The organism is uncultured Kriegella sp., assembly GCF_963975415.1.
GTDB lineage: Bacteria > Bacteroidota > Bacteroidia > Flavobacteriales > Flavobacteriaceae > Kriegella.
Map to the genome: position 1 here is coordinate 100,969 of NZ_CAXBGN010000010.1, position 24,536 is coordinate 125,504.

The 24,536-nt window shown below is 39.4% G+C and carries 25 protein-coding genes; 22 read left to right on the top strand and 3 right to left on the bottom strand.

Features of this window, described 5'->3' with window-relative positions; translation table 11 throughout:
* The first annotated feature begins 436 nt into the window (after positions 1 to 436).
* From AACZ88_RS18780 to AACZ88_RS18835, 12 genes are all read left to right on the top strand, one after another.
* On the top strand, positions 437 to 934 hold the full coding sequence (locus AACZ88_RS18780; RefSeq protein ID WP_339713662.1) for a hypothetical protein: 498 nt from the start codon (positions 437 to 439) through the stop codon (positions 932 to 934).
* Between the two features lie 159 nt (positions 935 to 1,093).
* Entirely contained in the window at positions 1,094 to 1,561 is a 468-nt protein-coding gene (locus AACZ88_RS18785; protein WP_339713665.1) for a DinB family protein, read from the top strand.
* A 324-nt stretch (positions 1,562 to 1,885) separates the two neighbouring features.
* Positions 1,886 to 5,191 (top strand): amidohydrolase family protein, encoded by a 3,306-nt coding sequence (locus AACZ88_RS18790; protein ID WP_339713668.1) that lies wholly within the window; start codon positions 1,886 to 1,888, stop codon positions 5,189 to 5,191.
* A gap of 169 nt (positions 5,192 to 5,360) precedes the next feature.
* A complete protein-coding gene (locus AACZ88_RS18795; protein ID WP_339713671.1) occupies positions 5,361 to 5,771 on the top strand; it encodes an SRPBCC family protein in 411 nt (136 codons plus the stop codon).
* A gap of 316 nt (positions 5,772 to 6,087) precedes the next feature.
* Positions 6,088 to 6,474, top strand: a complete 387-nt coding sequence (locus AACZ88_RS18800) for a DUF1801 domain-containing protein (protein ID WP_339713674.1) — start codon at positions 6,088 to 6,090, stop codon at positions 6,472 to 6,474.
* A gap of 5 nt (positions 6,475 to 6,479) precedes the next feature.
* Positions 6,480 to 7,367, top strand: a complete 888-nt coding sequence (locus AACZ88_RS18805) for a cation diffusion facilitator family transporter (RefSeq protein ID WP_339713677.1) — start codon at positions 6,480 to 6,482, stop codon at positions 7,365 to 7,367.
* A 170-nt stretch (positions 7,368 to 7,537) separates the two neighbouring features.
* The gene (locus tag AACZ88_RS18810; protein WP_339713680.1) at positions 7,538 to 8,113 is read left to right on the top strand and encodes a pentapeptide repeat-containing protein; all 576 of its coding nucleotides are present in this window, start codon (positions 7,538 to 7,540) and stop codon (positions 8,111 to 8,113) included.
* 12 nt (positions 8,114 to 8,125) lie between these two features.
* Complete coding sequence (locus AACZ88_RS18815; RefSeq protein WP_339713683.1) at positions 8,126 to 9,229, top strand: hypothetical protein; 1,104 nt, start codon at positions 8,126 to 8,128, stop codon at positions 9,227 to 9,229.
* A gap of 70 nt (positions 9,230 to 9,299) precedes the next feature.
* Complete coding sequence (locus AACZ88_RS18820; protein ID WP_339713685.1) at positions 9,300 to 9,794, top strand: DUF6265 family protein; 495 nt, start codon at positions 9,300 to 9,302, stop codon at positions 9,792 to 9,794.
* A 1-nt stretch (position 9,795) separates the two neighbouring features.
* Positions 9,796 to 10,146: a hypothetical protein gene (locus AACZ88_RS18825; RefSeq protein ID WP_339713688.1), complete on the top strand. Its 351-nt coding sequence runs from the start codon at positions 9,796 to 9,798 to the stop codon at positions 10,144 to 10,146.
* A 51-nt stretch (positions 10,147 to 10,197) separates the two neighbouring features.
* Positions 10,198 to 10,734, top strand: a complete 537-nt coding sequence (locus AACZ88_RS18830; protein WP_339713691.1) for a cyclic nucleotide-binding domain-containing protein — start codon at positions 10,198 to 10,200, stop codon at positions 10,732 to 10,734.
* Positions 10,735 to 10,786: 52 nt separating this feature from the next.
* Positions 10,787 to 11,350, top strand: a complete 564-nt coding sequence (locus tag AACZ88_RS18835) for a DinB family protein (RefSeq protein WP_339713694.1) — start codon at positions 10,787 to 10,789, stop codon at positions 11,348 to 11,350.
* A 120-nt stretch (positions 11,351 to 11,470) separates the two neighbouring features.
* On the opposite strand, the gene AACZ88_RS18840 is transcribed toward AACZ88_RS18835, so the two are convergent.
* Positions 11,471 to 11,935, bottom strand: a complete 465-nt coding sequence (locus tag AACZ88_RS18840) for a CBS domain-containing protein (RefSeq protein ID WP_339713697.1) — start codon at positions 11,933 to 11,935, stop codon at positions 11,471 to 11,473.
* A gap of 133 nt (positions 11,936 to 12,068) precedes the next feature.
* On the opposite strand from AACZ88_RS18840, the gene AACZ88_RS18845 reads away from it, so the two are divergent.
* From AACZ88_RS18845 to AACZ88_RS18855, 3 genes are all read left to right on the top strand, one after another.
* Positions 12,069 to 12,878 (top strand): SDR family oxidoreductase, encoded by an 810-nt coding sequence (locus AACZ88_RS18845; RefSeq protein ID WP_339713700.1) that lies wholly within the window; start codon positions 12,069 to 12,071, stop codon positions 12,876 to 12,878.
* A gap of 111 nt (positions 12,879 to 12,989) precedes the next feature.
* The gene (locus AACZ88_RS18850) at positions 12,990 to 13,370 is read left to right on the top strand and encodes a hypothetical protein (protein ID WP_339713703.1); all 381 of its coding nucleotides are present in this window, start codon (positions 12,990 to 12,992) and stop codon (positions 13,368 to 13,370) included.
* A 134-nt stretch (positions 13,371 to 13,504) separates the two neighbouring features.
* Positions 13,505 to 14,215 (top strand): hypothetical protein, encoded by a 711-nt coding sequence (locus AACZ88_RS18855; protein WP_339713705.1) that lies wholly within the window; start codon positions 13,505 to 13,507, stop codon positions 14,213 to 14,215.
* A 71-nt stretch (positions 14,216 to 14,286) separates the two neighbouring features.
* Here AACZ88_RS18855 and AACZ88_RS18860 read toward each other — a convergent pair whose 3' ends face one another.
* Positions 14,287 to 14,781 carry a hypothetical protein gene (locus tag AACZ88_RS18860; RefSeq protein WP_339713708.1) on the bottom strand — a complete coding sequence of 165 codons (495 nt, stop codon included), beginning with the start codon at positions 14,779 to 14,781 and terminating at the stop codon, positions 14,287 to 14,289.
* Between the two features lie 64 nt (positions 14,782 to 14,845).
* On the opposite strand from AACZ88_RS18860, the gene AACZ88_RS18865 reads away from it, so the two are divergent.
* Entirely contained in the window at positions 14,846 to 15,784 is a 939-nt protein-coding gene (locus AACZ88_RS18865; protein ID WP_339713711.1) for an NAD-dependent epimerase/dehydratase family protein, read from the top strand.
* A gap of 80 nt (positions 15,785 to 15,864) precedes the next feature.
* On the opposite strand, the gene AACZ88_RS18870 is transcribed toward AACZ88_RS18865, so the two are convergent.
* The gene (locus AACZ88_RS18870; protein WP_339713714.1) at positions 15,865 to 16,848 is read right to left on the bottom strand and encodes an AraC family transcriptional regulator; all 984 of its coding nucleotides are present in this window, start codon (positions 16,846 to 16,848) and stop codon (positions 15,865 to 15,867) included.
* Positions 16,849 to 17,036: 188 nt separating this feature from the next.
* On the opposite strand from AACZ88_RS18870, the gene AACZ88_RS18875 reads away from it, so the two are divergent.
* The 6 genes from AACZ88_RS18875 to AACZ88_RS18900 all read left to right on the top strand — a co-directional run bounded on the left by AACZ88_RS18875 (position 17,037) and on the right by AACZ88_RS18900 (position 24,354).
* Positions 17,037 to 17,375: a hypothetical protein gene (locus AACZ88_RS18875; RefSeq protein ID WP_339713717.1), complete on the top strand. Its 339-nt coding sequence runs from the start codon at positions 17,037 to 17,039 to the stop codon at positions 17,373 to 17,375.
* Positions 17,376 to 17,720: 345 nt separating this feature from the next.
* A complete protein-coding gene (locus AACZ88_RS18880; protein ID WP_339713720.1) occupies positions 17,721 to 18,422 on the top strand; it encodes a hypothetical protein in 702 nt (233 codons plus the stop codon).
* A gap of 21 nt (positions 18,423 to 18,443) precedes the next feature.
* Positions 18,444 to 19,505, top strand: a complete 1,062-nt coding sequence (locus tag AACZ88_RS18885; protein WP_339713723.1) for an NAD(P)/FAD-dependent oxidoreductase — start codon at positions 18,444 to 18,446, stop codon at positions 19,503 to 19,505.
* Positions 19,506 to 19,886: 381 nt separating this feature from the next.
* Positions 19,887 to 20,165 carry a hypothetical protein gene (locus AACZ88_RS18890; protein ID WP_339713726.1) on the top strand — a complete coding sequence of 93 codons (279 nt, stop codon included), beginning with the start codon at positions 19,887 to 19,889 and terminating at the stop codon, positions 20,163 to 20,165.
* 22 nt (positions 20,166 to 20,187) lie between these two features.
* Complete coding sequence (locus tag AACZ88_RS18895) at positions 20,188 to 21,816, top strand: PepSY-associated TM helix domain-containing protein (RefSeq protein WP_339713728.1); 1,629 nt, start codon at positions 20,188 to 20,190, stop codon at positions 21,814 to 21,816.
* Between the two features lie 183 nt (positions 21,817 to 21,999).
* On the top strand, positions 22,000 to 24,354 hold the full coding sequence (locus AACZ88_RS18900; RefSeq protein ID WP_339713731.1) for a TonB-dependent receptor: 2,355 nt from the start codon (positions 22,000 to 22,002) through the stop codon (positions 24,352 to 24,354).
* Positions 24,355 to 24,536: the final 182 nt, after the last annotated feature.

Below are 24,536 nucleotides of genomic sequence, written 5' to 3' on the forward strand. Positions count from 1 at the left end.
GTTTTAATGTTAAACAGTTAATACTATCGAACCTCCTTGATTCGACACTGCAAACATAAAACGGACTTCAAAAAAGATTCGGTTAGGAAATAATTACTTTCGTTTGTAAACGTTTGTAGTCGTTTAAAAACGCCTTTGCCGCCCTTAATTAGGCATCTATATACATTATGGGACAAAAAGGGAAAGTAATTTTAGGATAGACGGGAGAGGTCTTTTTTTTAGGGAATCACGAATCTTGGTTAGTCCCCCGCTAATTCAGGCAACCAGAGCGTAAAACGCTATCCTCTTATCAATGAGCGTTGCGGAAAGGCTTGTATCAGTTCTAGTACCGAATTAAAATCTTGGTTCATAGTCGTTGCATCATTTTGATACATCAGATACGGTGCTTAATTATACCAAATATTTAGTGTAATTTAATTCTAAATAATTTAACCAAATGAAAGACATTGACCAAGTGGCGGCAGAAATTTTTGATATAGTCAAATCAAGAAAAAATGTGCCGTTTAGCGACCTGTACAACATTAAAAATGCAAATAAAGAAGTAGTTCGGAAAGCGTGGAATAAATTAGCCACACCCTATGGATTAATAATATTCATAGGTGGTGATTGCCATCTAACTGCGGAAGGCGAAAAATACAAAAATCTAGATTCTTATTTAAAATCATTAAAGCCTCGTCGTTTCACTACTTACCAGATCGTATATTTGGTTTTATTCTATCTTTTTGGATTATTTGGAGTGTATCAATATTTTTCAAACAACAATCTAAAGTCGGACAATCTGATTTTAAAATCTCAACTTGACTCTTTAGAACTTGAACACTCTTCTTTAAAACTTCTGTACGCTTCTCGTACCAAAAAGATTGATTCCTTGTTAAATATAATTGCCTTAAGTAAAGAACAAAAGTCAAATGACACATCACAAACCAAAAATTAAGTTTTTTAATCTTATTCATGGCTTAGTGTAGAGTGATATATAGTTTCCCTTAATTAGGGCATCTATATACATTAAAATAGAAATTGTATTTTTAAATAGAGTATTATTTTTATTCCTTAGTTGGCCATAATGTGAAACGACATTCTCGAAACAAAGAAAATGACCCAATCAGAATTCATAGTTATATATTTTATTGAAATAAGAAGAAAAAGTATAGAACTTTGGAAGGGACTTCCAAAAAACTGTTTTGATTGGAAGCCTGACGAAAAAGCAATGACCGCGGTGGAAATGATCAGACACGTATTGGAAGCCGATTATGGATGGAATATTATTATCAACCAAGGAGATATGACAAATTACAAAACGCCTTGGAAAAACCGACCATTTATTAGCGTAACTGATGAACTTGAATTTGCCGAACCTTATAGAAAAAAATTTTTGGAAAGCGTTCGACAATTTTCAGATACGGAATTACATGAAACCGAAATCGTTCACCCAGGAAATGGAGAAAAGAAAAACCTCGGAAAATATTTATTGCGAATAGGATATCATGAATCTGTTCACGCAGGTCAATTCCTATCATATTTAAGAGCAATGAAAATTAATCGGCCAGAAATATGGAATTAAAAACATTACAGCCAATCAAGTGCAGCATCATGAACCATAAAGCCCACGGTACACCTCTCACGCCACTCTCGAACTGCCGAAATGCGGGTCTCGTAGTAGGCAGACCATAAAATTTTCGTTTGTAATACGCTGTCAAACGAACATAACCCGGCCTAAAGAACAGGGGATGCTCTCATCTCAACGGTTTGCTTCGCCGTCGCATAACTTCAAGTTCCCATAAATAATACATCAGGCTTCGTGAGAAGCCGTCTTTACATGCACATCGCCAACGCATCACACTCCCAAGATTTCAGTATCTTTGACCCTTTCAAAACAAGACCACCAATGAAAAGAACTTTAGTTTTTGTAGCGCTACTTTTAATAGCCTTACAACTTTCGGCACAAGACGACAAAAAAGACTCAAAAGATACAACGGGGGGTAAATGGGATGTCGCTAATCCCCAAGGTGATTTTAACTATAAAGACCATACGTTCACGACCGATGAAGGCACTTGGATGAATCTTGATGTGAGTCCGGATGGAAAAACCATCGTTTTCGATTTGCTGGGCGACATTTATAGCCTTCCTATTTCAGGTGGCAAAGCTACGCCATTACGTACGGGAATTCCTTTTGAGGTACAACCTCGTTTTAGTCCCGATGGAAAGCACATTTCTTTTACCAGTGATGCCGGTGGAGGCGATAATATTTGGATGATGAACATCAACGGTAGCGATGCCAAGCAACTTACCAAAGAAGACTTTCGATTATTGAACAATGCCACTTGGATGCCCGACGGCAATTACCTTGTGGCGCGCAAACACTTTACTTCAGGCCGTTCCCTGGGTGCCGGTGAAATGTGGCAATACCATATCAGTGGCGGTACGGGACTACAATTGACCAAAAGAAAAAACGACCAACAAGATGTCAATGAACCCAACGTTTCCCCCGATGGCAAGTACTTGTATTACAGTGAAGATGTATATCCCGGAGGTTCGTTTCAATACAACAAAGACCCCAACAAACAAATCTATGCTATCAAAAGATACGATTTCGAAACAGGTGAAACCAGGAAGATTACCGGTGGCCCTGGAGGCGCTGCCAGGCCACAAGTATCTCCCGATGGCAAAAAACTGGCTTTTGTCAAACGGCTACGCACCAAATCGGTGCTTTACCTACATGATCTTGAAACGGGGGAAGAATGGCCCGTTTATGACCAATTGAACAAAGACCAGCAAGAAGCTTGGGCTATTTTTGGGGTGTATGCCAATTTCAATTGGATGCCCAATAATAAAGAACTGGTTTTTTGGTCTGGAGGAAAAATACAGAAAATAGATATTGAGAACCTCAAGGTGACGCCCATACCCTTTACCGTCGATGCCAACATCAAGATAGCGGAAACCCTTCATATTGAAAGTCCGGTTGCCCCGGAAGCTTTCACGTCTAAAGTGATTCGGCATGCGGTCACTTCCCCTGATGGAAAAACTCTTGTTTTTAGTGCACTAGGGCATCTCTGGAGCAAAAAACTGCCCAATGGCACACCTAAGCGCTTGACACAGTCTACCAATTTTGAATTCGAACCCAATTTCGCTCCCGACGGAAAACAAATTGTTTATGTTAGTTGGAACGACGAAAATTTAGGAAGCATTTCTACGGTATCGGCTTCCGGAGGAACACCCAAAAAGCTCACCGCTGAAAAAGGAATCTACAGAACACCCGCCTATAATCCTTCACAAACCCAAATAATATTTCGAAAGGAAGACGGCAACAACGACCAAGGAACAACTTTTACCAAAAACCCTGGTATTTATACGATGTCATCAACGGGGACCAATGTAAAATTGATTTCTGAAAAGGGGGAATACCCAACTTTCAGCAAAGATGGCAATCGCATTTTCTACCAGACCGGAGGCACCTATTTTGGCGATTTGACCAAAACCTTGGTTTCCGTCGATGGTAACGGAAAGGATAAAAGGACCCATATCAAATCAAAATATGCCAACCGTCTTGTTCCCAGCCCTAATAACCAATGGATTGCCTTTACGCATTTGCATAAGGCCTATATCGCGCCCTTGGTCTTGAACGGAACCGAAATCGACCTCGATGACAAATCGAAATCTGTACCCGTCTCGCAAATTGCAAAAGACGCGGGCATCAACATCCATTGGTCGAAAGACAGTAACAAAGTACATTGGACATTGGGCGACGAATACTTTACCAACGATATCAAAGATCGTTTTACCTTCTTGCCCGGCTCCCCCGAAAAGGTAGCCAAACCCGATAGCACAGGCATCAAAATAAATTTGAAGATTACTACTGACACACCTCAAGGAATTATCGCCTTTACCAATGCCCGTATAATTACCATGGAGGGCGACGAAGTCATTGAAGAAGGTACGCTGATCGTCAAGGGCAATCGGATCGAAAAAATCGGTGCTACTGCATCGGTTACCGTTCCAAAAAATGCCAAAGTCTATGACCTCAAAGGCAAGACTATTATGCCCGGCATTGTCGACGCCCATGCCCATTTAGGTGCCTTTCGATACGGATTGACCACTCAAAAGCATTGGCCTTTGTACACCAATTTGGCTTTTGGGGTAACCACGGCACACGACCCCTCTGCCAATACCGAAACGGTGTTTACAATGTCAGAATTGGTCAAGAGTGGTGACATGGTCGGACCGCGGATTTATTCCACGGGGTTTATCCTCTATGGTGCCGATGGGGATTTCAAGGCGGTGGTCAATAATTTGGATGACGCCCGTTCTTCCATCAAAAGAACAAAAGCTTTCGGTGCCAAATCGGTAAAAAGCTATAATCAACCCCGTCGCGAACAACGCCAGCAGATTTTACAGGCCGCCCGGGAAATGGAAATGAACGTAGTTCCCGAAGGAGGTTCTACCTTCTTCACCAACATGAGTATGATTATGGACGGGCATACCGGTATTGAACATAATATTCCTGTAGCACCGGTCTATAAAGATGTCAAAGAACTTTGGAAAACCAGTAAAACGGGCTATACCCCTACCCTTATCGTCAACTATGGCGGTATGAACGGCGAGTACTATTTCTACCAAAAAGATCAGGTTTGGGAAAACGAAAAACTCTTAAAATATACGCCTCGTGCTATAGTTGACGCACGTTCAAGGCATCGCACCATGGTGCCTGACGAAGAATACGAAAATGGCCATATTTTAGTCAGTAAGACAACAAAAGCTTTGGCAGATGAAGGGGTAAAAGTAAACCTTGGTGGTCACGGACAGTTGCAAGGCCTCGGCGCCCATTGGGAACTATGGATGCTACAACAAGGAGGAATGAGCAATATGGAGGCCTTACGTGCCGCCACCCTTAACGGCGCGCAATATATTGGAGCGGGCAATGACATCGGATCATTAAAGGAAGGCAAACTGGCCGATCTGATTGTGCTCGACAAAAATCCCTTGGAGGATATTAGAAATACCGAAACCGTGAAATACACCATGGTCAACGGCCGTCTTTTTGATACCGACTCAATGAACGAAATTGGGAATACCGACAAGGAACGCACTAAATTCTGGTGGGAAAACAATCGATATAATGCAGCTTTTAAATGGCATGAGTCATCACAAAGTTTTACACTTCCCAAATGCAGTTGTGATCTAGGCCATAACTAGTTGATCAAAGAATGAAAGCAGCTTTTGCCCCCCTCTTTAGGGAAAGAGGGGGTTCCGCCGTTGCGGAAATGGATCGACGGCATTATTTACCATGCATTATAATCCTAGCTTAACCATTTGCCATATTATTTTTTTGCCTTAATTTAGAGAAGCCCAGAATTTTAAGAAAATGGACCAGGTTACAATAAAGGCATCAATTATCGCTCCCATACATAAAGTTTGGGACTATTGGACAGGCCCCTCGCATATTGTCAAATGGAATACAGCTTCTGAAGATTGGCACACAATAACCGCAGATAACGACCTTCGGGTCGGAGGTAAATTTACCTCACGAATGGAAGCCAAAGACGGTAGTTTTGGTTTTGACTTCGAGGGCACTTATGACGAGGTAGTACCTCATAAGCGTATTGCCTATACCCTTGGTGATAACCGAAAGGTTGTCGTTACCTTTTCTGAAAAAGAAGGTATAACGGAAGTTGTCGAAGCCTTTGAACCCGAAACCGAGAATCCGGTAGCTATGCAACGCTCTGGATGGCAGGCTATCTTGGATAATTTCAAGGCCTATACGGAAAACCCTTGACCTCTTTATTCCAATGTATGTGGAGCGAAAAATAATTTTCCAACGGGCGAAAAAACCACGAGTTATTGAATAATAACTTCACTTACTTTTTCGAAAATGGGTATTTAAAAGCCAGATGTCCTTTTAAAATGAACAAATGAATGGGGAATGGAAATTCTATCGTAAAACGGACCAGCTTTGGCAAGTGGGGAATTTTAAGAATAACATAAAAGGCCCATGGATACAACACGATAAAAACGAAATTACCGCATATAACAAGGACTTTGAAGCTGGTAAAATTATAAGAAAGTCAAAATAGTGCTATTACTTGACTCCTATGAAAAACGTAAAAAATGGTGTGGATGAATATATACAAGGTTTCCCCAAAGAAATACAGGAAATTTTGCAACTAGTGCGCCACACCATCAAAAAAGCGGCACCGGAGGCCGAGGAAACCATCAGCTATGCTGTACCTACCTTCAAACTTCATGGTATTTTGGTGCATTTCGCCGCATTTAAAAACCATATCGGTTTCTATGCACTTCCTTCGGGAAACAATGCTTTTACTAAAGAGCTTTCGGGCTACACAACGGGAAAAGGGTCGGTTCAGTTCCCGATAGATAAACCCATGCCATTGGAATTAATTGCCAAAATCGTCAAATTCAGGGTGAGCGAGAACATTGATAAAGCAACTGCCAAGAAACAATCTAAAAAGAAATCTTAAGCTAGTTGACAAAGAAAACAAAGACCAATGCGCAGATTGCTATTCGCACCACCTATTTCAGTATTATAGGTAATATGGGGTTGGCCCTGGTCAAGGGCCTAGCTGGCTTTTTCGGAAATTCATACGCACTTATTGCCGACGCCATTGAATCTACCACCGATATTTTCGCTTCCCTATTGGTACTCTTCGGATTAAAATACGCCAAGCGGCCCGCAGATGAAAACCACCCGTATGGGCATGGAAAAATAGAACCGCTCATCACTTTCCTAGTGGTCGCTTTTCTGGTCACCTCGGCGACAATTATTGCCTATGAAAGTATTCAACATATACGAATTCCCCATAAAACACCTAAACCTTGGACCTTACTAGTGCTTGGTGCAATCATTATTTGGAAGGAAATATCATATCGCATCGTAGTTCAAAAAGGGGCAGAAACGAACAGTACATCACTAAAAGCAGATGCCTGGCACCATCGCAGCGATGCCATTACTTCGGTTACAGCCTTCATTGGAATCTCTATTGCCGTAATTTTTGGCAAAGGCTACGAAACGGCAGACGACTGGGCGGCACTTTTGGCATCTGGCTTTATATTATACAACAGTTATTTAATATTCAGGCCTGCTTTGGGTGAGATTATGGACGAGCATGTCTATGACGACCTCATTGAAGAAATCAGGGCCGTCGCTATACAAGTCGATGGAATCTTGGGCACCGAAAAGTGTTATATACGTAAAGCAGGTATGTATTACCATGTGGACCTACACGCCATGGTCGACGGACAAATATCGGTAACCCAAGGACATGATTTAGCTCACAAACTTCAGAACACCCTTAAAAAGGAAATACCTAACTTAGGTCATGTCTTGATTCATATCGAACCCGACGATTTATAATTCAGTAAAACAATGTAAAATGCTAGATTAGGGAAAATTCAGGAGGATTCCCGTACTTGGAATTCAAAGAACCTGTTCTTAAAGCCAATAAAATTCTACTCCGAATTCCTCCAGATATACCTACCGTATTTCAAAAAGAGAAATAACAGAGACTTGAAAAAAGAAAGAAAATGCAGCACCCTTTTATTACCGACAAAACTTATAAAGATTTTAATTACCTCAAGCATCGGCTTCCCAAGGCTGAATACGAGAACTGTATTTTCGAACGTTGCAATTTTGCCGAAGGGGATCTTGCCAACCAACATTTTATGGAATGTACATTTATAGCGTGCAACCTGAGTAATACCAATACCACCAATACCATTTTCAAAGATTGCCACTTCAAAGAATCTAAGCTGGTAGGCGTCAAATTTTCAGATTGCAATTCTTTTTTCATGTCATTCACTTTCGAAAATTGTATACTTAACTTTGCCTCTTTCTATCATTTAAAAATTAAAGACACCCGTTTTATAGCCTCTAAACTTGAAAGTGTTGATTTTACCGAAACTGATTTAAGCGGGTGCCAGTTTGATCAATGTAATCTTAAAGGCGCTATTTTTCAGAACAGTCTTTTGGAAAGGGCCGATTTTAGAACGGCTTATAATTATGCCTTAGACCCTGAAAGTAATCGAGTGAAAAAAGCCTTATTCGCCACCCCGGGAGTTGTAGGTCTGCTTCAGAAATACGATATTATCATAGAACAATAATCAGTAGTAAAAATGGAACGCATCGCCTTAGTTTTAGTTCTTCTCTTTTTCGGTATTGGTCCGTCAACACAGCTCTTCTCGCAAGAAGTAGAAAAAACAATTGAAATCAGGGGAGTTTACGGCAACCCAAAACCGTTATGGGAAAAAGGCCATAATTTGAAATCGCTTGGTGTCAATTCTATTTTTGTACATAGTGGCGCTTTGACCCGTGAAATGATCAATCGTGCCAAAGCTGAAGGTGCCTTGGTATTTGCTGAATTTGCGACCTTAAACGGAAAAAACTATGTGGACGAACACCCCGAAGCTTGGGCTATAAATGAAAAAGGAGAAAAGGTGAAGGCCGCTACTTGGTTTATGGGCGTATGCCCGACCGATGTCGGTTTTCGAAACTACCGTATGAACCAATTGCGTCAATTGTTGATAGCATTTGACCTCGATGGTGTTTGGATGGACTACGTACATTGGCACGCCCAATTTGAAGACCCCGAACCTATACTTCCCGAAACCTGTTTTTCAGATAGTTGCTTAATAACCTTCTCAGAAGATTTCGGCATTCAACTTCCAGAGGGTACCGCTGCGAAAAAAGCCCAATGGATTCTTGAGAATAAGGAAAAAGAATGGCGCGAATGGCGATGTCAAGTGATTGCTTCGTGGGCAAAAGAAATTAAAGGTATTCTCGCAGAAATGAGACCCAATGCCCTTTTGGGGCTATACCATTGTCCATGGACCGATGCAGAGTTCAATCAAGCCCGACGCCGTATTCTCGGGTTAGATTATGACCTTCTAAAGCAGACGGTCGACGTATTTTCCCCAATGGTCTATCATGGAAGAATGGAACGGAAACCAACCTGGGTAGCCGAAAATGTCGCTTGGTTGTGCGACAGGTTAACTATCGAAAATGATACCTCGCCGAAGGTCTGGCCGATTGTTCAGGCACATAATGATCCACATATCATATCGGCCAAAGAATTCTCGACGGTTTTGAAGGGCGGTCTCACTTATCCATCGAGTGGAGTAATGATGTTCACCACCAACGCCGTCGCCGAAGACAGTCAAAAAATCAAAGTCATGCGAAATTTGTACCGTTCAATCGATTCCGTGCAATCATCAAATTGAATTTACAGTCGAAAATCCTAGTCGTTTGTAATCGGATAATTTGTAACTTGTTGTGTATAAATTCGTTGCAATGAATCATTATTTATCCCTTTGTTTACTAGTTTGTATCGGTACTCATGCACAAAATACAGTTGTTTACGAAGAAGGAAGCATCGTCCCTAAAATGAATTTATCTGAAATTGCGTGGATGGAAGGCCATTGGATAGGTGAAGCTTTTGGTGGCATTACAGAAGAAATTTGGGGTCCGCCTTTAGGTAATTCAATGCTATTTTCTTTTAAACTCGTTGTCGACAATGCAGTAGCATTCTATGAACTGGGACATATACGGCAAGTTGGTGAAACCTTGGTTTTTGAGCTTAAACATTTTGGAAGCGACTTAAAAGGATGGGAAGAAAAAGAGGAGGTGCAACGTTTCAAATTCGTCAAAAGAGAAGACAACCGGATTTATTTCGATGGTTTTACCTTTGAAAAAATTAGCAATACCGAAATCAATATTTATGCATTGATCGAACAGGCAGATGAAATAAAAGAGGAAGTAAAATTTAACTATAAAAGACAGCTCTAATTTGGAAAAAGAATGTTTGGAATGTGGGGAGAAAATCAAGGGTCGGGTCGACAAAAAGTACTGTTCCGACTACTGTCGCAATGCCTACAATAATAAAGTCAACAAAGACAGTAAGAATCTCATCCGCAATATCAACAACCGCTTGAGAAAAAACTACCGCGTGCTTGATAGTTTTCAGCTGAAAGAGGGTAAAACACGAACAACGCGTACTCGCTTGCTCGACAAAGGCTTCGATTTTGATTTTATCACCAATCTTTACACTACAAAAAAAGGAACGACCTATTATTTTGTTTACGATTTAGGTTATCTCCCCTTAGAAAACGACTATTACATGATTGTTAAACGCGAATAAACTACCCCATTCCGACCATTTTAAAAATATCAATCACCCCTTTAGAAAAAAATGAACGCTGCCCAAATACTTATAGAAAAAATGGAAAACCTGGGAATATGGGAACGTACGTTATCAGTAAACAGAAATGAATATGTAAAGGAAGGGAATAGTATAGATAGCAACATTTATTTTATAGTGAATGGTAGCTTGCGCATTTTTGTTATCGATGAGACAGAAGAACATACCATTCGGTTGGGTTATCGAAACAATATAATTGCGGCACTCGATTCGTTTATTACCAACAGACCATCTGACCTCTACATTCAAGCACTAAAAAAAACGAAGCTAAAGGTAGTTGGCAAAGAGGCATTTCTTCATTTCATAGAAAATTCACCTGAAAACAGTAGTCTTTGGCGCACTGTACTGGGAGAACTTATATACCAGCAAATGGAAAGAGAACGTGATATACTCACTTCATCCCCTGATGAACGATACAGAAGAGTCTTAGAAAGAAGTCCTCAGCTTTTTCAAGAAATACCACATAAATATATTGCCTCTTATTTGAGAATGGCTCCAGAAACCTTGTCACGTATTATAAAATCTTGATTTCAATCAATATTTAAACCCATCAAAGTGGGCATCTTTGTAAAAAAAAATAATGAAAGTAGCATCAAAAGAACTTTTAGCCGACCTGATTGAACGTACCGAAAATTGTATGACGGAAGCCGAAAACCTATATACAAAATCAAAAGAGGAACTTAATTATAAAAGCAGCCCCCATACTTGGAGTATTTTAGAGTGTATCGAACATTTAAACCGCTACGGAGATTTTTATCTTCCCGAAATAGCCAACAGGATGGCAAAAAGTAGTGCTCTGCCTGCAGTCAATTTTTATGCCGGTCTATTAGGAGATTATTTTGCGAAAAGCATGCTTCCAAAAGAGAAGCCCAATAAAATGAAAACTTTTAAAGACAAGAATCCCAATGGCCTCTCTTTGAACAAAACAAGCATTGAACGGTTTTTGTCACAGCAAAAAACATTATTGGAACTTTTACATAGGGCGAAAGGGGTTAACCTGAACAAAACAAAGACGGCAATTAGTATTTCAAAGTTTATCAAATTGAGATTGGGCGATACATTTAGGGTCGTTGTGTATCACAATCAGAGACATCTGGTTCAAGTGAACAATGTGCTGAAGCAACTTCCTTTGAGCGGCCTGTAACAATGGCCGTTTTTATATTTAGACTAGGCCCCAAGTATCATTCAAGGCTTTCCAAACTAAAAAATGCTCCCTAAGTGGGAGCATCACTAATTCTATAATCTGTAATTAAGTAAACAATGTTTACTTATAATTCTGCCCACTTAATTTTAAAGCGGCGACAACGATATCTTTTCTGCTTATTTGACCCACCAGAAGACCATCTTTCATCACAGGTAATCTTCTTCTATTGTGCTTGTCAAAAATACCCGCAGCATCGAAAATAGTGATATCATGGGGTATGGTCTCTACTTCGCTCGTCATGTAGCGTTCCACACTTTTATCCAAGATGGGCTGATTAAAGTAACGGCTTTCAGAAATTTGCTTCATGCAATCGGCTTCAGAAATAATACCCACCAAAAACCCGTTATCATCCATCACGGGACCACCCGAAATTTTAAACTTTGCAAAGGCTTCCATTACCTCTAAAATAGATTGGTCAGGGGTAAAGGTCACCAACTTTGTAGTCATATAATCTTCTACTAAAATAGGTGCATCAAATTCCTTCTTCGTCGACCTGCGTATTCCTTGAAAACTCTTGATTCCCATATGATTTGGTTTTAGGATAATCTTAAATATAGTGATTTATTTTGAATAATCTAAATAAACCGGACAAAACGCTTTAGGCCATTTGAATTTCATAATTTTAGGGGTTAATTGGTAGCGATGAAAAATAGGACTTTTGAAAACTAGGATCGGAATACTTGGCTGTGGATGGTTAGGGTTGCCTTTGGCAGCTTCTTTTGTAAAGGATGGATATGATGTTTATGGAACGACGACCTCCAAAGAAAAATGCGCCGAACTCGCAAACAAAGCTATCAATCCTTTCTTGATTCGCCTTTCCGAAGACGGAATTGACGGTTCTATTGCTAATTTTCTTTCAAAAACAACCATCTTGATCGTCAATGTTCCTCCAAAGCTTAGAGGCAACAATGCAGAAAATTACTTGCAGAAAATAAAGCTGTTGCATCAAGCGGTAAAAAATTCGGATGTTAAAAAAATAATATTTGTTAGCAGCACTTCGGTCTATGGCGACAATCGTGGAGAGGTAACCGAAACTACTATTCCGAGACCTGTAACTGATTCGGGAAAACAACTGTTAGCATGTGAAGATTTATTTCGCAGTGACCAAGAAGTACAAACAACAATTATACGCTTTGGCGGCCTCATTGGTGATGACCGCCATCCTGTGAACTTCCTATCAGGTAAAAAAGGGCTTTCAAATGGTTCGGCGCCTATCAATCTTATTCATCAAGTCGATTGTATTCGAATCATCAAGTCGATTGTAAAAGAGGCCTGGTGGAACGAACTCTTTAATGCCGTTTACCCGTATCATCCATCAAAAAAGGATTACTACACCCAAGCTTGTTTGAAAAGGAATCTCCCCATTCCCGACTATATGAACGATACTTCACAGTTTGAAAAATGCGTTAGGTCGTATCGCCTAATTACTGTTAAAGGATTTCGATTCAATACATCAATAACTGATTGATTCACCACAGAAAATTACACTTTCACAACAAAAACCACCCAATCATGTTAATGCAACAGGCATTTCATCGATTAAAAAGTACCTTTATTTCATAATTTTAAAACTATTTGCATGGAAAATTCTAATTTAAAAAGGCGCATTCTTTCAGAAATCGAAAGTTTAATTGTCGTAAGTTATCCGAAGCAAAAGGTTCCCCAAAAATACAAAAACTTGCATGTTGCAATTTTAAAAAACCATTACAACGCTGCAGACGTCGTAATCGATTATCATCGTGGAAGAGTAGCAATGGATATCATTTTAGACGACAAAGATTATGACCCAAAAAATGTAAACATAGGTATGCCGACCCTGCATGTGAACTTGTTATTTCAAAATCTAATTGATTTTTTAAAAACGTGCCTTGACAACGACAGTAAAAGCTTGGTCTTTTATGCCGGGCTCTTACATTCCTATTCGAACGAGCATAAAAACACAACACTTAGAATAGTTTAAGCGGAAATTCTATTCTACTTATGTAAAAGGATGCCATTCGGCGTCCTTTTTTGTTGACTTGTACGGGTTTAACGGTTTCATTAACGAATAGCAAAAAATATTTTATTAGTTTAGCGCACCAAAATTCAACAGTGATGAAGAGAACATTATCCGTACTATTATTAATGGCAGGTTTTATAGGCGTTGGCCAGAGCACAAGTGAATTGCAAAAACACTACGAAGCTTTTTATAAAGAAATGCGTTTACAAGGCGATATGAACGGCGTAATCAGTGCCCTTACCCATCTTAACGTGCTTTCTCCATCAAAAGAACGAAAGGATACTTTGGCCTATATTTATGCCAACAACAATAAACATATGCAGGCCCTGAACACCATCGGGGTAGAAAAAGACGAATCAGACTCCGATTTGGCCGTACAGGTGAAGGCCATTTCGTTAAAGGCCATCAATCAACCCAAACGGGCATTGGAGCAGTTCGAAATCCTTAATAAAAGAACCCCTAACCCATATCTAGCCTATGAATTGGCAGATTTAAAGATACAAACAGGCGATATTACCGGTGCTTCTACAAATATTGAATATGGTATCGCCAATGCCAAAGATGACATGAAGTATGCTTTTTACGAGCGACAACAACCCTACGAAGTATCTTTAAAAGCTGCTTTCCTACATCTTAAAGGCCTCGTTGCTTTTAATACAGACAAGGAAAATGTCGATGCCGCCATTACATTTATTGATGAGGCCTTGAAAATTGACCCCAACTTTAATCTTGCCAGCCTCAGCAAGCAAGCACTTGAGGCTAGGAAAAATCCGCCACCGGCTCCAGAAGGCGAGAAAAAAGAGTAGCGTAAACCAAAGGTTAATAAGATTCTCTTATCTTTTCTGTGAAGGCAGAAAGGAATGTCTTGGATTTATCCCTATTCCTCGAGTATCAACTTGGTGTCGAGCGTATTATTTACGATAACATTAAACTGGTGGCACAAGGCATTGTAGGCAGTAATCATTTCCAAGACCGGTTCTTTTACGTCCAAACGATATTCTAAGTTGCCTTTTGTCTTTAAGATATACGTTTTAAAGACTTTCTGCCGACTTTTTATTTGGGGCACATCAAAATCCTCTGGATATTTGGAAGTTTCCAATAGTTTTTGGTTCTCAATAAGATTTTCGATAACCAATTTCACATCTTCAGAATTTTCCACCGAGTAAAGTGCGTCGAAAGCGGTATCCAACGCCGAAAACTCCGGCCAATCTTTTATTATGTCAGTTGCCTTTGCATTGATCACAGTTTTCTTCGGCCATTGTTCCGTCACAATCGTTGAATCAGCTGTATCTTCGACCACCACAGGCCGCTTGTTCTCTTTACAAGAGAAAAACAAAAGCAAAATGGAGCATGAAATAAATAATTTACCCATAGGGCGAATGTACAAATTTTAATAAACGGTATCTTTGAAGGCTAACGGATTTAACTAGATTTTAATGCAAAAGAATATTCTTATTTTGGGTGCTTGCGGACAAATAGGTACCGAATTGACTTTAGCCTTGCGGCAAGAATATGGTAATGAACAAGTTATTGCCAGTGATATTCGTGAAGGAGGTGAGAACTTAATGAATTCAGGCCCCTTTGAAATTTTAGATGCCACCGATTACGATGCTCTTGAGGAAATTGTGGCCTATTATGAAATAGACGAAGTATATCTTATGGCGGCCATGTTAAGTGCGACTGCTGAAAAGTTTCCTATGAGGGCCTGGAATTTAAATATGAATTCTCTTTTTAATGTATTGAACTTGGCCAAAGACAAGAAGATAAGTTCTATTTTCTGGCCCTCTAGCATCGCTGTGTTTGGTCCGAATACTCCAAAGAAGAACACGCCCCAACATACCATCATGGAACCTAGTACCGTGTACGGCATCAGCAAGCAATCAGGAGAGCGATGGTGCAATTATTACCATCACAAATATGGTGTAGACGTGCGAAGTATTCGTTACCCAGGACTCATAAGCTGGAAGACGATGCCTGGCGGCGGAACCACCGATTACGCCGTTGAAATATATCACAAGGCCCTATCAGATGGCGAATACACCTGCTTTTTAAAGGAGGATACGAATTTACCAATGATGTTTATGGACGATGCTATTCGTGCTACTATGGCCATCATGAAAACCGATATTACCAACATTAAGGAAAGATCATCATATAACTTAGCGGCCATGAGCTTTACCCCGGCCGAAATTGCGCGAAGCATTAAAAAAAGTATTCCTGATTTTATCATTTCGTATGACCCGGATTTTCGACAGCAAATTGCCGATTCTTGGCCCAGTAGTATCGATGATTCAGAGGCGCAGGCAGATTGGGGCTGGAAAGCAGCGTTCGATTTAGGGAAAACGACAAAAGAGATGTTGCAGAACCTAAAATAAATTCAAGGTTCGATTTCTTAATGAACTATAAGCAGATTCTGCTCTAACATTCGTTTGTCAAAAAAAATAGGTAAGTTCGGTCAACTCCTCATCTTACCAGGGGTAATCCCGTATTTTTTTTTAAAAGCCGTGGAAAAATGTTGTGGATTCTTGTATCCTACAATTTCCGAGACCTGCCCTACGGTCAATTGCCTTTCAATAAGCAGATTCTTTGCCCTGTCCATTTTTAAATCGGTGATATATCTGAATACGGTAGTACCGAAAATTGATTTGAACCCTTTTTTTAACGTAAACTCGTTTGTACCTACTTTTTGAGATAAAGATTGAAGAGTCAATGGCCTTTTATAATGTTTTAAGATATATTCTTGGGCCCTATAAATTTTTTCTTCTTCATTTTTGGTAAGTCCCTTTCTAATTTTAGTTTCTGCATCGCTTTTAAATTGGTCCAATTGCAGCAATAATAGTTCCAATACCCTGGCATTGATGTGCATTTTACGATAATGCCCTTGCCAATTTGAATCTATAATTTCATGTATCAAAAAGCCCAATTTAGGGGTAATAGGGCAATTGTATTTCTGAAATTGTCCCATTCTACTCTTTTGCATTAGGGCCACAAAATCAATAAATTCATTTTCATTGGGCAAGAACTGACCAAAAAAATGAGGAGATAGGTTTACAAGAAATATATAAACATCCCCCCTTTCCAATATTGTACGCCCCGATGAATTGGTGTAAAAAAGTATATTATGCTTATTTGGTTCAAAATTATAAGTATGTTCCGCATCCAATATATCAATAACAAAAGAGCCCTTTAGAACAAAAATCATCTCAATGGTTTGACCTTTGAAATTAAAGTTGATTATTGATTGTCGTTTTGCGTTCAAGAATCCGAAACCTACTTTAAAATTTTCAAATATCAGTTCTTTATACCAACCCTGGGCATGTTCCGTATGGAGTTTTGTATGAATCTCCAAAGTACCGCATTCATCTACTGCCCTGCTATTTGAACCACAATCAAATGAGGTTTCATTGCTACCTTCAACAGTTATATTGATTTCTGACATTATTCCGTTTGGCGTAATTTATTCTCCGTTTTACGTATTTGATTTAGCATTTGAAAGGAATAGTTTTGAGCTCAAATATAGTTATTTATAATAAATCTAAATAAAAATAGAAGTCATTTTATTAAAGGATAACCCCATTAGTATAAAATCTCGGTACTAAAATTTGTAACCAAAAAAAAAAGACGAACATGGAATTAATTTATAAAAATGAATATGGTGCGTGCTTCAGAATCTATAATGCGCCTAACCCAATATGTACAATTCAATTAGTAGTCGATACCATAGGCATATTCATGTCAGAAGCCGATTTGGAACACTTGTTGACTATGGTCAGGGAATCAGACACCCCATGTCAGTGTAGGGATTGCGGAGGGGAAAAATGCAATAAAATATGGTGTGCCACTCCTCTAGTAGATATTTGCTTAAAGGTGAACGACAAAATACTTGAACAGATGGAAGATTTAATTATGGGAACACGTTTCCTATTAGAAATCGACAGCACCTTGGAGCAGCACAAAATCAAATAGACAAAACAGGGATAATCAATTTGAAAACAGATGCCCTATTGAAAGCACAATTTTGAACATAAAAGGTAAACTATCCCAGCCCGATAAAATGGGGTTACCCAATACTTTACTGAGTTCGGGCTAAGAAGAAAGAAGCACAAAAGGCATCCCGAAATAAATGCATCGGTGTCCCCTGGAAACGAATTAATATTCCGTTTCACGTATAATTTCCTCCGTTTCACGTAAACCTTTTAAATTCTCCAAACACTACATTCGCACCAAATTTATTATTTAAATTAAGTCTAAATAAATAGAAAAGTAAGGGAACTGTCTTTCTCTACGCCACATACCAATTAAAATCAAAAAATGAAATCTATTAAATACCTATTAATAACCGGCATCTTTCTTGTCAACTGCACGAGCCTTTTTTCCCATGCGCTATTTATTCAAACCAATCTTGGAGGAAAAAAGGGTGTAGCCCATGAAGTATCAATATTTTACTCAGAACCCAACGAGAACCGAGAGCTTATAGCCGATTGGTGGTCAGACACATCTGAATTTAAGCTCTGGCTAACATTGCCCGATGGTACCTCATCGCAACTTGGAGTCACAAAAAACAAAGATCATTTTAACGCTGTATTTACTCCCTTACTCAATGGGGTTTACAAATTATCCATTCACCACAATGTAGCCGCTCTTTATGCGCAGACCCAATATCAATTTAACTCCTCTGCGGTGGTTACCGTAGGCAATGTGAAAAAAGATGAAGTCACCCCCAACAAAACAGGTTTGTTCATGTGTAAAAAGGGAAACGGAAATGTAAAAAAAGATAGTGTGGTTTCTATTTCCCTCACTGATGGCGAGCAACCCCTTTCCGGTATGCATGTGACGGTTTTTGACCCCAAGGGCTGGAGCAAAACCATTTCGACAAACGCCGCCGGTATCGCTACGTTCACCTCACTTCATAGCGGAATTTACCAATTAGAGGCATCACAAGCCGAGGATGTCAGTGGAGAAAAATATAACAAAAGACATAGAATAATCACCACTATTATATCGGTGCGGTAAACCTGTAAATGAAAACATCTTATGATAACAACAGATATTCTCATCATTGGGGCAGGACCAACAGGACTCTTTACTGTTTTTGAAGCAGGACTATTAAAATTAAAAACACATTTAATTGATGCTTTACCTGAACCAGGTGGCCAGTGTTCAGAAATTTATCCTAAAAAGCCAATCTATGATATACCAGCGTTTCCCGAGATTTTGGCCGGAGCTTTGGTCACAAACCTTATCGATCAAATCAGCCCTTTTGAACCTGGGTTTACCCTAGGGGAACGGGCTGACACTCTCGAGCGCCTTGAGGACAATTCGTTTTTGGTCACAACCAATAAGGGAACAAAACACAATGCTCCTGTTGTGGTCATCGCTGGGGGATTAGGTTCATTCGAGCCAAGAAAACCTTTGATTGACAATATTGAATATTTTGAGGATAAAGGGGTCGCCTATATCATAAAAGATCCGGAACGCTATCGAAATAAAAGAGTCATTATCTCCGGAGGCGGGGATTCTGCACTCGACTGGGCAATTTTCTTGGCCGATATAGCCTCAGAAGTAGTACTGGTACACCGTAGAAAGGAATTTAGAGGTGCATTAGACTCCGTTGAGAAAGCAGCAAAATTGGCAAAATCAGGTAAAATCAGATTGTACACAGAAGCTGAAGTCAAAAAATTATATGGTGATGAAAAACTCGAGGCTGTTATCATAAAATATAACCACGATAATAGGGGTGAAATTTATGTAGAGACCGATTGCTTTATTCCCTTGTTTGGACTTTCACCCAAATTGGGACCCATTGGTAATTGGGGGCTAGAGATAGAGAAAAATGCCATCAAAGTAAACAACGCCAAAGACTACTCCACCAATATTAATGGTATCTACGCCATAGGCGACGTCAATACCTATCCCGGAAAACTAAAGCTCATTCTATCTGGTTTTCACGAAGCCGCCGTAATGTGCCAGTTTGCGTACCAAATCATCCATCCCAATAAAAAATATGTAATGAAATATACTACGGTTGGCGGTGTTGAAGGGTTTGATGGGTCAAAAAAAGAAGCTAAAAAGGAAGTAGTCAAAGCCATTTCTTAAAGACCATCTTAAAAAGATTTAAGAATTATTTTAGAACGAGTGTAAAAATGATAACTGTAGCCAGCGCTGTAACATTAATAGGCTTTTATTTTTTGTACAGCACATCGAAACGAGCTGATTTACTTCATAAACTTCAATTGCAAAAATGGATTGCAAAGAAGCCCAAACAAGCGAAAACCATTGGATTCACCCTCTTATTTTTAGGTCTCAGCCTTACCATAATAACTTTAGGTTGGGGTTCCGGAACCTTTTCTTTTTTGGTCATCTTAATGACCATAGGAAGTTTAACCGTGTTGATATCTCCATTACGTTTTTTCTCTATAACCTCTCTGATAGTGATTTTGATTGCAATGCTTTTTATAGAACTTTATTTATACTGAAATGCCAGCCAATAAAAAATATCTGACCAAATCCCCATGGCAACGACTTATAAAAATATCAGCGGGTTTCGTGGGAGGTTACATCCTTACTGAAGCCTTTCATATGGCATTATTACAATGGTGGAACACGCCTGACGCCCTAATTACGCTACGATTCTTCGGATTTATACTTTGGGCTACCCTGATGATTTTCGCTTTTATGGCCAAAAATGGTATAAAGATTTGGGGTGTTTATCTTTTGGCAACTGCAGTGTTGGCCCTCCTGATTTATTTAACCTAAACCGCTCCTCAATATATATCTAATGGCAAATAGAGTTTACAATATTCTTTTTCATACCCATACCATCAGTGGTATTATAATTAGTGCAGCCCTATATGTTATCTTTTTCACAGGATCCATAACCTTTTTAAGGGATGAAATCAACGCGTGGGAACGGAATGAACCCATAAGGGAACATTATTTCAAAGCGATTAATTTCGACAAAGCGCTTGAAGTTTTAGCAAAAGATCGCCGGCTATATGGCCGTGACCTTTCTTTCTCGCACAGGTATTTTGAAAAAAGAGTAGGTGTCTCAATGACACGTTCAAAAGATACCACCATACAAGAACCTTCGGGAAGAGGTAGAAGGGGAAATTTCTTTTATATGAATATGGACACCTTTGAGAAAAAAGATTACGGGTCAAACTACTCCTTGGGAGAATTCTTTTACCGGCTCCACTTCTTTGCTCAATTGAACCTTTTTGGCCGGTCTGGTTATTTTTTGGCCGGTCTGGTGGCATTTTTCTTTCTTTTTGCAGTACTGACCGGGGTTATCGTGCATTGGAAAAAGATTATTTCGAGTTTTTACGTTTTCCGCCCCAAAGCCAAATGGAAAACCATTTGGACAGATGCCCATGTCGCATTGGGTATGATAGGGTTACCCTATCAATTTATGTTCGCTGTAACCGGAGCTTACCTTATCATCGGTTATACGGTAATGCTACCCCCTGTTCAATCGCTCATGTTTGACGACAACCCTAAAAAACTTCAAGAAGCAGCACAGTACGAAGCTCCCGACGACTACCCGTTTAAAGGAGAAAATTTGGAAAAAGAAGTCTCCATCAATCAATTTATGCACCAAACAACTGAAAAATGGCCAGAATTACAGCAACACCAATTACAGATATTCAATTACGGTGATAAAAATATGCATATTAAAGTATCAGGAAGCCCCAGTTTCGATGACAAGTTGTTGGGAACAGGGTATTTGGTCTTTAGAGCAAAAGACGGTACAATAATAAGAGAAAAAGACCCCTACAGCCGCACCTCATATGCAGAAGGAGCAACCGATCTTCTCAAAAGATTGCACTTCGGTGATTTTGGGGGTTATGGCATGAAACTCATTTATTTTGCCTTAGGACTTATAACTTGTTTTGTAATACTCTCAGGTGTTCTTATTTGGCTTGTTGCCCGCGACCGAAAGAACCTTCCTGAACACAAAAGAAATTTTAATACTTGGTTAGTACGCATTTATATGGCCATTTGCTTAAGTCTATACCCTATCACAGCTATAATCTTCGTGGTGGTCAAACTGTTCGCCGATAATTACGGCGATGGTAGAAGGGATTTCATATATAATGTCTTTTTCTGGGGTTGGTTGTTGCTAAGTGCGTTGTTTATTCTAAAACGTAACAATCATTTTACAAATAAATTTTCTTTGTTACTAGGTGCTATTTTGGGGATTTTCGTGCCCATTTCAAATGGTATCGTTACGGGCAATTGGCCATGGGTAGCATGGCAAAAGGGATACTCCCAAATCTTCGTTGTCGATATATTTTGGTTGTTACTTTCAACAATAGCGCTGCTGGTCTTTTTTAAGTTGAGAAAGCCTAAAGAATCATCACGTGCAAAAAAATCTTCAAAAGCTAAACTAGAAATTTCAACGAATTAGGCCTTATTCCGTTTGGCGTATTTTATTCTCCGTATTGCGTATAAACAGCATCAATCATTGCCCGTACTTTCGCAATTATATTTATTAAGTCTAAATTAATATTAAAGAATACATTGAAACAGAACCTTTCATTACGATGAAACCTCTAAAAACTATCACACTTCATTGACACAAACTATTCACATGAGACTCTTAATTCTTTTTTTCGCCCTAATTTCCTTTTCCGCACTTTCACAAGAAGAAAAGACCACCATTACCGGCAAAGTGACCGATGCATCCGGCAATGCCGTGTTTGGTGCTTCGATTGTCATTAAAGAATTAGGAAAAGGAAAGGTTACTGACGAAAAAGGTCATTTTTTGCTATCTGGTGAGTGGGAAGGCACTTTTACCATAGAAAGCTCCTATATCGGCTACAAGACCCATACACAAACCTTGAAATTACAACATGGGGAAACACGCAATCTAGCCATTGGATTACAAGAATCGGCCTATGCACTTGATGAAGTTACCGTATCTGGCAAAAGTGTTGTGCAACAAGTCAAGGAGAAAGCCTTCAACGTTGGAGTAGTAGATGCCAAAAAATTACATCATACGACATTAGACCTAGGCCACGCCTTAGATCGTGTATCAGGTATACGCGTTCGTGAAAGCGGGGGCGTAGGTTCACAGATGAACTTTTCAATCAACGGATTTAGAGGCAAACAAGTGCGTTTTTTTATAGACGGTATTCCGATGGATAACTTTGGTTCTTCATTTCAAATCAATAACATACCCATAAATCTAGCGGAAAGAATTGAAGTGTACAAAGGTGTGGTTCCTATAGGCTTAGGCTCAGATGCCCTGGGCGGAGCCGTAAATATTATTACAAATACCTACGCAAAAAGTCATGTAGATGCCTCTTACTCTTACGGCTCGTTCAATACACATCGCACGGCCATCAACGCTGTCTATGTCTCCGATTCCGGATTCATTACACAAATAAATGCCTTTCAGAATTATTCTAACAACAACTATAAGGTCAACGTAGATGTGGCCGACATCGATACTGGGCAATACTATCCAGATCAAACCGTGGAACGTTTTCACGACACCTACCATAATGAGACTATTATAGTCAATACCGGACTCGTAGACAAGAGCTACGCAGATCAACTATTGATAGGCATCACTTTAGGAAGCAGCTATAAGGAAATTCAGACAGGGGCAAGAATTGTCAGCGTTTTTGGGGGATGGCATAGAAAGGGTAACACGATTATGCCCAGTCTAAAATACAAGAAAGATGATTTTCTAGTAAAAAAATTGAATTTTAGGTTCAATGCGAATTATAATTTTGGAAAAGAAAAAAATATCGATACGCTGAATCGAAGGTACAATTGGTTCGGTGACTTCAAAACTTATGAAAACCCCGGTGGCGAACGCTCTTATTCGCTATATAAATATGGTAATAACAACGCACTTGTTGTCGCTAATTGGGACTACAGATTTAACAAAAATCACAGTCTTGCCTTAAGCAATACGGTCAATTCTTTCAACAGAAAGGGAGAAAACGAACTAGATCCTGCCAACGCTATTTATGAACACCCAAAAAAGACGCTAAAAAATATTACCGGTCTGGGGTATAATTATGAAAGGGAAAATTGGAACGCTTCGCTTTTTCTAAAACAATATTTTCAACAAAATAAATTCTCACAATCGTATAATCCTTCGGGCAATTACGGCGATGTCGCTTATAGAAACCAAATAAACAAATTCAATCATCTGGGATATGGAATTGCCGTAACTCATTTTATAAATGACAACCTACAGCTAAAGGTGTCTTATGAAAAAAGCTATCGCTTGCCCGAGACTGAAGAATTGTATGGTGATTTGATAAATCTACAAGGCAATATCGAGCTGAAACCCGAACGTAGCAACAACTACAATTTGGGAGTCAGTTATTGGCATACCATAAAAAAGAAGCATCGATTAAATATAAATTCAAGCGGATTTTACAGGGATGCGGCCGACTTTATTCGACCACGCCTTAATAGTAACCAGACCATGCAAGTAATGGACAATCTTGGAAACGTTACCAACCTAGGTGTAGAAGCCGAGATACGCTATAGCTACAACGACCGCCTATCCATCGGAGCAAACATGACATATCAAGACCTTAGGAACAATACCCAATATGAAGAAGGACAAACTATTGAAAGTGTCGTATACCGCGACCGAATTCCTAATATGCCCTATTTATACGGGAATGCAGATGCCAGTTATACCTTTAATAACTTATGGAACAAGGGCCACCAATTAAACATAGGTTACAATGCATTATACGTTCATGCATTTTATCTCTATTGGCCAAGCCTTGGCAGTAATAAACTTGATATACCTGAACAAATTTCACATGATATCAACTTGACCTACTCTTTCAAAAAGAGTTTACAAATTACTTTGGAATGCCGAAACCTTGGCAACAAAAACCTATACGACAATTTTAGCCTACAAAAACCAGGTAGAAGTTTTACCGGTAAAATCAAATACACTTTTTTTTAAACCCTCAAAAAACAACCTCATGAGCAGACAAAATACATTCACTTAAATCGAACGATAGCTGATATTGTCGATTCCAACATAGCCGTAACACAATACAAGCCCAAGGTTTAAAACAAAATGTCACCACAAGTCTTTGTAATAACCCAAGGTGTCTAATTAATATCTCCAATTTAAAATAACAA

Bases quoted from the DNA above. Each gene is read 5' to 3' on its own strand.
- AACZ88_RS18780 (WP_339713662.1), top strand. From the start codon at position 437: ATGAAAGACATTGACCAAGTGGCGGCAGAAATTTTTGATATAGTCAAA.
- AACZ88_RS18785 (WP_339713665.1), top strand. From the start codon at position 1,094: ATGACCCAATCAGAATTCATAGTTATATATTTTATTGAAATAAGAAGA.
- AACZ88_RS18790 (WP_339713668.1), top strand. From the start codon at position 1,886: ATGAAAAGAACTTTAGTTTTTGTAGCGCTACTTTTAATAGCCTTACAA.
- AACZ88_RS18795 (WP_339713671.1), top strand. From the start codon at position 5,361: ATGGACCAGGTTACAATAAAGGCATCAATTATCGCTCCCATACATAAA.
- AACZ88_RS18800 (WP_339713674.1), top strand. From the start codon at position 6,088: ATGAAAAACGTAAAAAATGGTGTGGATGAATATATACAAGGTTTCCCC.
- AACZ88_RS18810 (WP_339713680.1), top strand. From the start codon at position 7,538: ATGCAGCACCCTTTTATTACCGACAAAACTTATAAAGATTTTAATTAC.
- AACZ88_RS18815 (WP_339713683.1), top strand. From the start codon at position 8,126: ATGGAACGCATCGCCTTAGTTTTAGTTCTTCTCTTTTTCGGTATTGGT.
- AACZ88_RS18820 (WP_339713685.1), top strand. From the start codon at position 9,300: ATGAATCATTATTTATCCCTTTGTTTACTAGTTTGTATCGGTACTCAT.
- AACZ88_RS18830 (WP_339713691.1), top strand. From the start codon at position 10,198: ATGAACGCTGCCCAAATACTTATAGAAAAAATGGAAAACCTGGGAATA.
- AACZ88_RS18835 (WP_339713694.1), top strand. From the start codon at position 10,787: ATGAAAGTAGCATCAAAAGAACTTTTAGCCGACCTGATTGAACGTACC.
- AACZ88_RS18840 (WP_339713697.1), bottom strand. From the start codon at position 11,935: ATGGGAATCAAGAGTTTTCAAGGAATACGCAGGTCGACGAAGAAGGAA.
- AACZ88_RS18850 (WP_339713703.1), top strand. From the start codon at position 12,990: ATGGAAAATTCTAATTTAAAAAGGCGCATTCTTTCAGAAATCGAAAGT.
- AACZ88_RS18855 (WP_339713705.1), top strand. From the start codon at position 13,505: ATGAAGAGAACATTATCCGTACTATTATTAATGGCAGGTTTTATAGGC.
- AACZ88_RS18860 (WP_339713708.1), bottom strand. From the start codon at position 14,781: ATGGGTAAATTATTTATTTCATGCTCCATTTTGCTTTTGTTTTTCTCT.
- AACZ88_RS18865 (WP_339713711.1), top strand. From the start codon at position 14,846: ATGCAAAAGAATATTCTTATTTTGGGTGCTTGCGGACAAATAGGTACC.
- AACZ88_RS18870 (WP_339713714.1), bottom strand. From the start codon at position 16,848: ATGTCAGAAATCAATATAACTGTTGAAGGTAGCAATGAAACCTCATTT.
- AACZ88_RS18875 (WP_339713717.1), top strand. From the start codon at position 17,037: ATGGAATTAATTTATAAAAATGAATATGGTGCGTGCTTCAGAATCTAT.
- AACZ88_RS18880 (WP_339713720.1), top strand. From the start codon at position 17,721: ATGAAATCTATTAAATACCTATTAATAACCGGCATCTTTCTTGTCAAC.
- AACZ88_RS18885 (WP_339713723.1), top strand. From the start codon at position 18,444: ATGATAACAACAGATATTCTCATCATTGGGGCAGGACCAACAGGACTC.
- AACZ88_RS18890 (WP_339713726.1), top strand. From the start codon at position 19,887: ATGCCAGCCAATAAAAAATATCTGACCAAATCCCCATGGCAACGACTT.
- AACZ88_RS18895 (WP_339713728.1), top strand. From the start codon at position 20,188: ATGGCAAATAGAGTTTACAATATTCTTTTTCATACCCATACCATCAGT.
- AACZ88_RS18900 (WP_339713731.1), top strand. From the start codon at position 22,000: ATGAGACTCTTAATTCTTTTTTTCGCCCTAATTTCCTTTTCCGCACTT.